The following is a 9,463-nucleotide window of genomic DNA, read 5'->3' on the forward strand; positions in this document are numbered from 1 at the left end:
GAAGGCGCCCAGAGGCTCCGGCCACGGCTGTAAGGGCTGAGCCGCCGGACGGCCTACGGGACTTGCCCACCCGGAGCCCCGTGACGACTCGATCGCTGCTGTAGGACAACGCCGGCGAGGTCGTCCGCGGGATCGATGTGAGTCGAGGGACGCGACCCGGGCCGTCCCCGCCGGGTGCGGGGGGAGTGACCTCTCCCGGCCCGTCCTCCGCCCCGCGCCGTCCGGTCCGCCCGCTTCGTCCGGTCCGTCCGCCGTCGCCGGGCCGCCTGCGCCGTCCGCCCGCCGTCCGCCCGGGGTTGTTCCCGGGCCGTCCTCCGCGAACCCACCTGTCCGGGCGTGGGTCACGGGGGAGCGGGCCGGGCACCGCAAGGGCTCCGAGGCGGAGGACGTGTTCGGCAAACGCCCCCGGACCTGGCGCAACCACGTCTGGGAGGGAGATCACGTCCAGGCCCCGCTGCGCGTGCACGCGGACGGCCAGCTGGTGCGGCCGTACGTCACGTGGTTCATCGACTGTGCGACCAAAGCAATCACCGGGGTGGCGGTGACGCCGGGCTGTCCTTCACGTGCCTCGATCCTGGCGGTGCTGCGCTCCGCGGTGCTGCGCTCCGCGGTGCTGCGCTCCGCGGTGCTGCGCACCGGGCCCTACGGACCGATCGGGGGCCGGCCGGAGAGCGTGCGGATCGACCGCGGCAAGGACTTCCTCTCCCGCACCGTCACCGCGGCCTTCGGCGCGTTCGGAACGACCGTGGACGACCTGCCGGCCTACAGCCCCCATCCGAAGGGCGGCATCGAGAACCTGAACCGCAGCGCGATACGGATGCTGTTCGCTGCCTTGCCCGGTTACCGCACCGAGCAGCCCGGCCGCCGCCCCGACCGGCTGCCCACGGCCCCGGCCCTGTCCTTCGAGGACTTCACCGCTGAGGTACTGGCCTGGGTCACCTGGTGGAACACCGAGCACCACCCGGACGGCCTGAACGGCCACACCCCGCTTCAGGCCTGGCCGCACGACCCGACACCGATCATCACCGACATTCCGCCTACGGACCTGTGGTCGTTCACGCTCGAGGACGACGGCCGCACCCGCGTCATCACCAACCACGGGGTCCGCTTCACGAACCGCGACTACCTCGCCGCCTGGATGGCCGGGCAGGCCAGCCGCGAGGTCAGGGTCCGGTTCATGACCCATCACACCCACGAGACCGAAATCTGCGACCCCGCCGGCCGCCGCCTGGGCACCGCCCACCTCGCCGACCAGGCCACCCCCGAGTAACTCACCGCGCTGCGCCGCGCCCGCACCCGGCGCCTGCGGGCCGAAGCGAGGGCCGCCGAGCAGCTGCGCCAGGAACGCTTCGCCCCCGCCACCACCCCACCGCGCCACACCGCCTCGACACCGCTACCGCCACCGAGGTGACCCGGGAGCTGTCCCGCCACCACGAGAGCGGCCTCGCCTCGCCGGCCCTGCCGGAGCTGATTCCACCCGCTCCGCCACCGGTCCACTGGGTCACCCCCGCCGCCGTGAGAACCGCCGCCCGGCCCGCCCCGTTAACCGACCGCGAGGACACCCTGTGACCCTCGCCTGCCGCCCGCATCCACCGACCGGTACATCGCCCTGCCCGAGGCCCGTGTCGTGGCCACCCGTGCGCTGCTCGCCGTGCGCGATAACCTCGCCGACACCATCGCCGCCTGCGCCATGATGGGCATCCACGGCGGCGCCGGCTTCGGCAAGACCGTCGCGGTGACCAGCTGCCTGCGCGAACTCGAACCCCGGACGACATCTCCTTCGCCGACCAGCACGCCGCCCACGGCAACTTCCGCGCCTGGGCCCAGCTGACGGCACACGCCGTACCGCCCTGGCCCGCACGGAACGCCCGAAGATCGACCGGGACCTCCTGCGCTGGGCCTTCAGCCGCCTCGGATGACCCGTGCCCCGAAGGGACACACCATCCAGGCCGGCCCCCGGCCTGCCACCGAGGGATCCACCCCCGCCCGTTTCGGGCCGCCGATCGGAAGGAGAAGCCCTTGCAGGTCATCCGTGAGGGGATGCTGGCACACACCGTGCTGGTCCAGCGCCTGCTGGCGATCGACGAGGTCGGGCGCCTGTTCCCGCCTCACCGCAACACCGCGGCGGCGCTGGCCCGGGTGCCGGACAAGACCGTGGGGCGCTGGCTGTGGCAGGCCCGTGACGTCCCCGACGACCCGTCCCCCTGCACTCGCGCGGGGTGGTTCCTGAACGCTCCCGCCTGGGACGAGCCGGCCTGGGCCCGCATGGAGGCCCTGGTGACGGCTGACCACGGCCTGCGCTCCCGCCGGCAGCGGGGACCGCGCCCCACAGCGGACCTGAACGCACCGCTGTTCCGGGCCCGCCGCAGCCCCAGCGACGAACGAGGAGACCCCGGCCACAGTGCCGGGCCCGGAGTGGACCTGCTCGTGCCCGAAGCGGACGTGGTGGTGACCGAAGCACTCCACCGCACCGCCTCCGACCTCCGGCATATCGCCGCCGCCGGCGGAGTGATGTGCATGACCGGCGATGCGGGAGCCGGCAAGACCGTCGCCCTCCTACGCCCTCTCCCTCCTGCCCGCAGGACCCGCCGTACGCCGGATCCCGGTACCCGTGGGAGCGACAGTCGCCCACCTGCGCCACGCTGTCGCCGAGACGCTCGCCCTCACCGTGCGCTACGCCAATCGGCGAAGCGACACCGACCACAAGATCGCGGCGGCCCCTGCAGACACCGCACCTGCTGGTCCTCGACGACGCGCAGCGCCTGCCGCCGCCATGCCTGGAGTACCTGTGCCGCCTGGTCCAGGACCCCGATGCCCCAACCGCCCTGGTCCTGGCCGGAACAGCCGGCACCGAGGCCGTACGACGCGTTCCGGAACTGGCCTCCCGCGTCCTGGCCCGCTGTCCCATCCCCCCCCGCTGACACAGGCCCAGGACCTGACCGTCCTCCCTGCGTTCCACCCCCTGTGGGCACGGATACCGCCACGCGAACTCGCGCGACCGACGACCGGGGAGCCCAAGGGAACTTCCGCACCTACGCCCAGCTCACCGCGCACATCATCGACACGGTCCTGACCGACCCGCTCGCCTGCTCCGGCAGCGCCCTGCTCGCCAGGGCCTGGTACCGCCTCAAGGGAGCATGAGCAGGTCCGCCCGGAACCCCGTCCACCGACGGTTGGAGCAGCCTCTGGTGACACCTCCTGCGCACGCCGCCGGGGACATGCCGCACACCGGGCGCCTGGGCGCCGCTCGTCCAGTCATCCAAGCGAGTGACTGAATCACTTCTTGATGGAAAAATTCCATAGAAGATTGATAAGATGCCTTTCATGACGCTCAGCACGCTGGAAACCCTGCGACTCACCGTAGCCGCACTGCGACAGCGCACCGCAGAAAGCCAACGGGAACTGGCAACCGCGCTCGGGCTGACCCAGGACAAGGTGTCCCGCCGTCAGTCCGGGGCGCAGTCGTGGTCGCTGGACGAGGTCGACGCCCTGGCCCGGCACTGGGGGATGGGCCCGCTGGACCTGCTCGCCGGCCCCACCCACGCCGCCCTCTCCCTGGCCTGGCCGCCCGGTACCGCCGCGCCCGCCGCGCCCGCCTCGCAGCCGCCCGCGGTGCCGGTCCCGTCGGCCTTCGCCGCCCCGGTGCCCACCGTCCTCCCGGCACCGGCACCCGAGCAGCCCCCGGCCGCGCCCGCCCCGGCTGCCCAGGCCGACGAGGCCGACGAGGCGGTCCCGGTCCCGCCCGCCGCGGCATCGGATCCGGCCGCCGGGGCCGCGCCCGCCCCGGCGACGCCAGCAGCCTTGGCGGACCCCGCCATGGCCGGGACCGGTGTCACCTACGACGCCCACGCTGACCGCGTTCCCGACGGTCACCCGGAGACCTACCCGCCCGCGCCGTGCGTGCGCTGCGGACGCCCGGTCCGGTTCCGAATCGGCGGCCGGCCGAGCCACCTGGGCGGCTGGTGCGTCCCCGCCGCCGCCGATGCACCGGCGACCGCGCCCGTCCAGGCCGCAGCCGACCAGGCCACGGCCGCTTCCGCCGTTGTGCCCGCCGCGCCGCCGGCTACCGTCCCCGCCCCGGTGCCGGGCACCGCCCCAGCCGCCGAGAGCGTCCTCGGCGACCAGGCCCCCGCGGTCGGAGCCGCCGCCGTCGTCGACCAGGCCCCCGCCATCCCCGCCATCCCCGCCGCTGCGCCCGCTCCCGCTGCGCCTCACCGGGCCGGCCCGGCGCCGTCGACGCCGTCGACGCCGTCGGCGCGGTTCCGTGCCGAGTACGCGGGCACTGGCCGGCCCTTGGCCTTCTACCTCGACATGATCACGTCGGCGGTCGAGGAGGCGCTGGAGGAACACGGCGGCGATACCGAGGCCGCTACCGCCGCGCTGGAGAAGAAGGCCATTCCGAACGGAATGGACCTCTTCGACAAGACCCGCGTGGGCGCGGTGTACGAGCACACCGTTTACCCTGAGCGCCTGGAATTCCTGAGCAAGAAGTCCCGGAACGGCGCCGACGATATCTGGGAGGGCCGCCACAAGTGGGAGAACGCCCCGCTGATGGCTGCTCTGAAGGCCGGCACCCTCGCCGAGATCGCGGTGGATGTCCTGGACACCAACGCCGCCTACTGCTCCGCGCTGAAGACGCACCTGCCGATCGGTGCTTTGCAGCACCGCCCGGACGGCGGCTGGGACCCCAAGCGCGCCGGCATCTACCTCCTGCCCAAGCGCCCGGCCTGGGACCACCCGCACCTGCCCGACCCGATCGGCAATCGCCACGAGGCCGGGCCGGTGCTCCTGGACGAGGCCACCGTGCGCCTGCTGATCCGCTGCCACAAACTCGGCCTGACCGAGGCCCCGCACATCACCGAGGCCTGGACCAGCGGCGCCACCGAAGGAATGCTGGAAAAGTTCCGACGCGTCCTCACCCAGGCCCGCGAAAACGCCATCCACGACGGCGACACCGTCACCGAGAAATACGTCAAGGCCATCTACGCTAAATTCGCCTCGACCATCGGCGAATCCGCCTTCAACCGAGACCTCCGCCGCCCCGACTGGATGCACATCATCCGCTCCCAGGCCTTCGCCAACCTCTGGTACAAGTCCCAGCGCGCCCACAAAGCCGGACTGACGATTGTCGCGCTGCGCGGCACCGACGAACTCCACATCACCGGAGGGGAATGGCGCAAAGCCTCGGGCGGTGTTTTCGAGGAAGGCCGCCTGACCACCCAGATGAAACTCAAGGACCAGTACACCCTGCCCCGCACCAGCACCCGGAGCGCCTGAACAATGTCGACCGACGGATGGAAAAACTTCGGCCGCTACGGCGCCAACCGCGACCCCGGAAACGTCCACGGGAAAATCGCCCTCGCCCGCGCCCTGGAAGACACCGTGGAACGCATGATCATCGCGGGCGGGATCAAGTCCCCGCCGAGCACCCGCCGCGGCCTGACCGCCCGCATGCGCTACCTGATGAGCCACCAGGGCGGCCCCGAGGCCCTCTCCGACGCGCTCGCCGACGCCGGCAGCAGCGCCGTCCCCAAGACCATCCGCGCCTGGACCAAAGGCACCCAGCACCCCCTCCCCGTCAATGAAGAAGCGATCGACACCGCCTACTGGACACTGCGCGCCCGCAACATCCTGAACAACCCCCAGATCTTCAAGGACCACCTCAACCGCGACGGCCGCGGCACCAAGGTGGAGATCCACCCCATCAACCAGCAGGTGGTCGAGGAGAAGCGCCGCCGCGACAACCTGCGCACCCGCACCATCCAGGTCCGCTACGTCTGGGACGACGCCGTCGACGCCCTCGCCACCGCCGACGCCGCCAAACTCGCGGAAATCTGGGACGACATCATCGCCGACCTCGACTCCGACTGGGGCGCCTACACCTACGTCTCCCACATCGGCCTCGGCGCCTGACACCAAGGCCCCCAGGGTTCCCTGGACTCCAGGAACCCAGGCGGCCGGGCCCGGCGCACCCGCACCCGCACCCGCACCCGCACCCGCGGCCACCGTCCGCCAGGACGGCGGCCGTCGTTGGACTGGCGCGCCGACCTCCACCCCACCACCGCACGCCCCCGCACGCCCACCCCACCCGGCACCCCCGACCGCCTCCTCTACCTGCTGGGCCGCCTCGCCACTACCGCCCCGGCCCAGCACGCCGACGAACAGAACGACCGCGAAGGCCAGGACGCGCGGTCCCCGTGGGGGCGCCGGGGCTGGACCCTTGGCGACGGCAGGAGCGACTGACCGGAGGGCCGGAGACATGGCCGGTGACGAGGAAGAACTGCGCGCGAAGCTCGCAGAGCGGAACTTCGACATCGTGAGAGGCCCGATAGGCGAGGACGAACCGGAGCGCGAGAAGGAGGCCCAGGAAAGGGAGGCCCAGGAGGCCGAGGACCGCGCGCGGTTCCAGATCATGAACGCGGTGAACCCCGGGGACTCGTTGGACTTCCAGGTCAGTACGGGAGACATGACCGAGGAAGAAGCGGAGCGGGAACAGGCCGCGGATGCCAAGGAGGCGGCCGATTCCGATGAGCCCCTCGGCACCCGTCCCAGGTGGGAAGGATCCGTACAACCCGGATGCGAAGGACGCCTAGCCCGAGACCAGTCGGAGACCCGTTCGCCAGGACCGAAGCCGAGGAAGCACCCGCGTACGGGCCAGGTGGTCGGCCAGCCCCGTCAGTCGGAACCGTACGTACCGCGCCTCACCATCCTCGGGGACCGCTGCTCATAACCACCCGAAGGTGTACTGACAACGGGTAGGACGCCGACCACCCCGGCGCTCCTCCCGCCGGACCACCGGCCCCCGCCCCGCCCGGCCCCGCCGTTCCGGCCGGGCCGGGCCGGGCCGGGCCGCGGCTCCCGTACACGGCGTCGTCGCCCGTCGGCTGCGCCAGCCCGCCGTCCACCCACGGCCGGGCCGCCGTTGTTCTGGTTGGTGCTGGTCAAGGCGTGAAGCTCCTGAAAGATGGTGGCGTGGTGGCATGTTGGCGTTGAAACGCGCTGTCGTTGTCCGGTGAAGCTCTGCTGCCACCTGCTACGAAGGCTGGCGCGGCCGGTGGTGGGGCTGGCTGCTGCCGGCCCCACCATGGCCTGTGGGTTCAGTGGGCCAGATCATGCCGATCCGCAGCGATTTCGGAGCGGACGAGTTCGAGGAGGCGGCCCGTCCAGTTACGCCCTGTCCGGTCGTGCTGGCTCCAGTAGCGGGAGTGCATGTCGGTGTAGAGGATCGTGGCATCTCCTGTTTCCACCAACACGTTTGCCAAGTTCGGATGCTGGGTGAACTTCGCGCGCAGCAGCCGGGCCATCACCGCAGCGCGGGCCTGTTCCCAGCCGGAGCGAGGGGGAACGTCCTTGGCGGCCTGTTGTGCGTCGTAGGAGGTTTTTGCGGCGCGGATCGTCTCCCGGCGCTGGTCATCCGTGGTGGACAGGGCCCAGTAGGCGTGGCTGACGGTCGGGTACGCCACACCGTCGATCTCGATCGGTGCCGGGTATTCGTTGCGCAGGACCAGGACGCCTGGATCGGCCGGCCAGTCGTTGGGATAGTCGACCTGGCCCAGTTCGATGGCAGGCGCGTGCGCCACGTCCGCTCCGTCCACGGGGCGGCGTGCGGCGGCTCGGGTGCGTGCCTGGTCTCGCTCGGCGAAGTACTCCAACGCATGCTGGTACATCTCGTCGGTGACGACCGGCCCGCCACCGAGCAGGCGGGCCCCGGGGCCGGCGGCGAGGACCTTCAGCGGCCAGTCTTTGGAGTCCATGTCGCCCAGCGCGTAGCGGCGCAGGTGCTCGGGGATGGCCAGGTACGCCTCCCGCAGCACCGCGCGCTGCTCCTCGCTCGGCTCGGCGCGGAATACGGTGACGGTGGCCAGACAGCGGCCGGTGGAGTCAGGCCGGCCATTGAGACGGTCGATCTCGTCGCCGACCTCACCCAGCAACTCCTCCGGCGTCGTCCACGACTGGACCTCCGCGAACTTCCACGCGGCCACATGGTGGGCCGATGCCCGTGCACCGTCCTCGAACGTCGTCGCGACCCATTCGCTGCGCAGCTTCTCGGCGAACTCCTCGACCGTGACCAGGCCCCAGCAGTCGATGAGCCCGTCGGCGTAGATGAGTAGATCGGTAAGGAAGTAGTTGCCGCCGTTACGGATGAACACGTGCCGCCACGTACCAAGGATGCGTTCGCCGTCCGCGTGCCTGAAAGTGCGTCGAGATCCTGACCCGCCCGCCAGCGTAGAGGCCGCAGTTCGCGCTCCTCCTGCGGGCCCGGCCACTGATCGGTGATGCCGCCTTGCTGTTGAACGGCTGTTGTCGCCCGGATCGTGTATGCCGTAACCGGGCGTCGCCGCTGTTCCGTCGTTTGTGTGGTGCTGGTCGGCGTGTCGGGATGGGTTCTGCATCCACGGGACAGTTCGCCTTCGTCAGGCGACGGCGTTCTTTCAGCGGACCGGAGGTGGCCGTGAAGCCGAAACAGCACGGTGCGCCCCTGTCGCTCGAATCGCACCAGCTCCGGCCAGCCACCGCAGCAGGGCGTGAGGCATCGGTGGCCCGGTTGATGGACCTCCCGCCCCCGCCCCGGCTGTCCGTGCCGGAGTCGGCTGCGCTGGCGTCCGGGTCGCCGTTCTGGTGGTGCTGCGTCCGGGCCCTGGGTCTTGGGGGTGGCGGTGGGGTCTGTTCGTCGCCCGTCCCGCCGGTCTGCCGACGGCTCAGTGCTGTGCCGGGGCCCGCTCGATGCCGTCGGGTTTATGGGGGTTTTCCATGGGGGTGGTGATGGGCTTTTTGCATGGGGCTTTCGGGGGTGGGGTTTGTGGTTGCACCGGAATTCCGCGCCATATCGTCAGCGGGCTCGTTTTGGTGGCGTGCTGAAGGGGTGTGGGGCGGATTCCTGGGTCTACACAGGGCCTCGGTTGATGCACTCTCCGGGTGCAGCCGGGGCGGGGTAGCGGGTGCGACGGGATTTGCTGGCAGCGGCATTCTGATACGGAGTCACAGGCACTCTTCGGGGTGTGCGGGGGTCCTATCGGGGCAGACAGGTCCAGACCACTAAGTGTGGTTTGGACCTGTTACGGGGAGTGGTGGACGGGGAGAGCGGGTCTTGCATCGCCGGGGGTTCAGTGACACTATGCAGGATGGTCGGGGTGTGGGCCGTGGCCATCGTGGGGCGGGTGGGCGGCGTCGAAGGCAAGGGCCCCACCCCCTCCTCCCAGTCAGCCAGGCGCACGGAGTGCGCTAAAATCCCAACTGACCAGCAGAAATACGGCCCAGGCCGGGTCTGGACGGGGTGTCATGGGCCCGCCGGTGCGGAGCGCCGGCACCCCGAAGCGAGCAGCACTGAACCACGGGCCCCGACCCCGACGAACCAGCGGCGCGGCGCGCCGCCATCACTTTCCGCTACTGTGCCCCGGAGGGGCGCCGCAACGCTCCGTCACGCTAGTGACGGCGCGTCATGTCTGCGGAGCAGACGGCGCGC

At 71.2% G+C, this 9,463-nt stretch carries 8 protein-coding genes; 7 read left to right on the forward strand and 1 reads right to left on the reverse strand.

Translation table 11 applies throughout. The annotated features are described in order from the left end of the window. Window positions 1-388: 388 nt before the first annotated feature. From ACZ6EM_RS34895 to ACZ6EM_RS34925, 7 genes are all read left to right on the forward strand, one after another. Window positions 389-1,270, forward strand: a complete 882-nt coding sequence (locus tag ACZ6EM_RS34895; protein WP_465774173.1) for a Mu transposase C-terminal domain-containing protein — start codon at window positions 389-391, stop codon at window positions 1,268-1,270. Window positions 1,271-1,627: 357 nt separating this feature from the next. After that, window positions 1,628-1,831 (forward strand): hypothetical protein, encoded by a 204-nt coding sequence (locus tag ACZ6EM_RS34900; RefSeq protein WP_465774174.1) that lies wholly within the window; start codon window positions 1,628-1,630, stop codon window positions 1,829-1,831. 1,133 nt (window positions 1,832-2,964) lie between these two features. Next, window positions 2,965-3,141, forward strand: coding sequence for a hypothetical protein (locus tag ACZ6EM_RS34905; protein ID WP_465774175.1), 177 nt, complete (start codon window positions 2,965-2,967; stop codon window positions 3,139-3,141). Window positions 3,142-3,324: 183 nt separating this feature from the next. Continuing rightward, window positions 3,325-5,277, forward strand: a complete 1,953-nt coding sequence (locus ACZ6EM_RS34910) for a helix-turn-helix domain-containing protein (protein ID WP_465774176.1) — start codon at window positions 3,325-3,327, stop codon at window positions 5,275-5,277. Between the two features lie 3 nt (window positions 5,278-5,280). Then, window positions 5,281-5,913: a hypothetical protein gene (locus tag ACZ6EM_RS34915; protein ID WP_465774177.1), complete on the forward strand. Its 633-nt coding sequence runs from the start codon at window positions 5,281-5,283 to the stop codon at window positions 5,911-5,913. Window positions 5,914-6,030: 117 nt separating this feature from the next. Then, window positions 6,031-6,243, forward strand: coding sequence for a hypothetical protein (locus ACZ6EM_RS34920; RefSeq protein ID WP_452178750.1), 213 nt, complete (start codon window positions 6,031-6,033; stop codon window positions 6,241-6,243). A 16-nt stretch (window positions 6,244-6,259) separates the two neighbouring features. Continuing rightward, a complete protein-coding gene (locus ACZ6EM_RS34925; protein WP_465774178.1) occupies window positions 6,260-6,730 on the forward strand; it encodes a hypothetical protein in 471 nt (156 codons plus the stop codon). Between the two features lie 367 nt (window positions 6,731-7,097). Here ACZ6EM_RS34925 and ACZ6EM_RS34930 read toward each other — a convergent pair whose 3' ends face one another. Next, entirely contained in the window at window positions 7,098-8,225 is a 1,128-nt protein-coding gene (locus ACZ6EM_RS34930) for an NADAR family protein (RefSeq protein ID WP_465774179.1), read from the reverse strand. Between the last annotated feature and the right edge of the window lie 1,238 nt (window positions 8,226-9,463).

This window comes from Kitasatospora sp. NPDC041917 (genome assembly GCF_055589745.1).

Bases quoted from the DNA above. Each gene is read 5' to 3' on its own strand.
- ACZ6EM_RS34910 (WP_465774176.1), top strand. From the start codon at position 3,325: ATGACGCTCAGCACGCTGGAAACCCTGCGACTCACCGTAGCCGCACTG.
- ACZ6EM_RS34915 (WP_465774177.1), top strand. From the start codon at position 5,281: ATGTCGACCGACGGATGGAAAAACTTCGGCCGCTACGGCGCCAACCGC.
- ACZ6EM_RS34925 (WP_465774178.1), top strand. From the start codon at position 6,260: ATGGCCGGTGACGAGGAAGAACTGCGCGCGAAGCTCGCAGAGCGGAAC.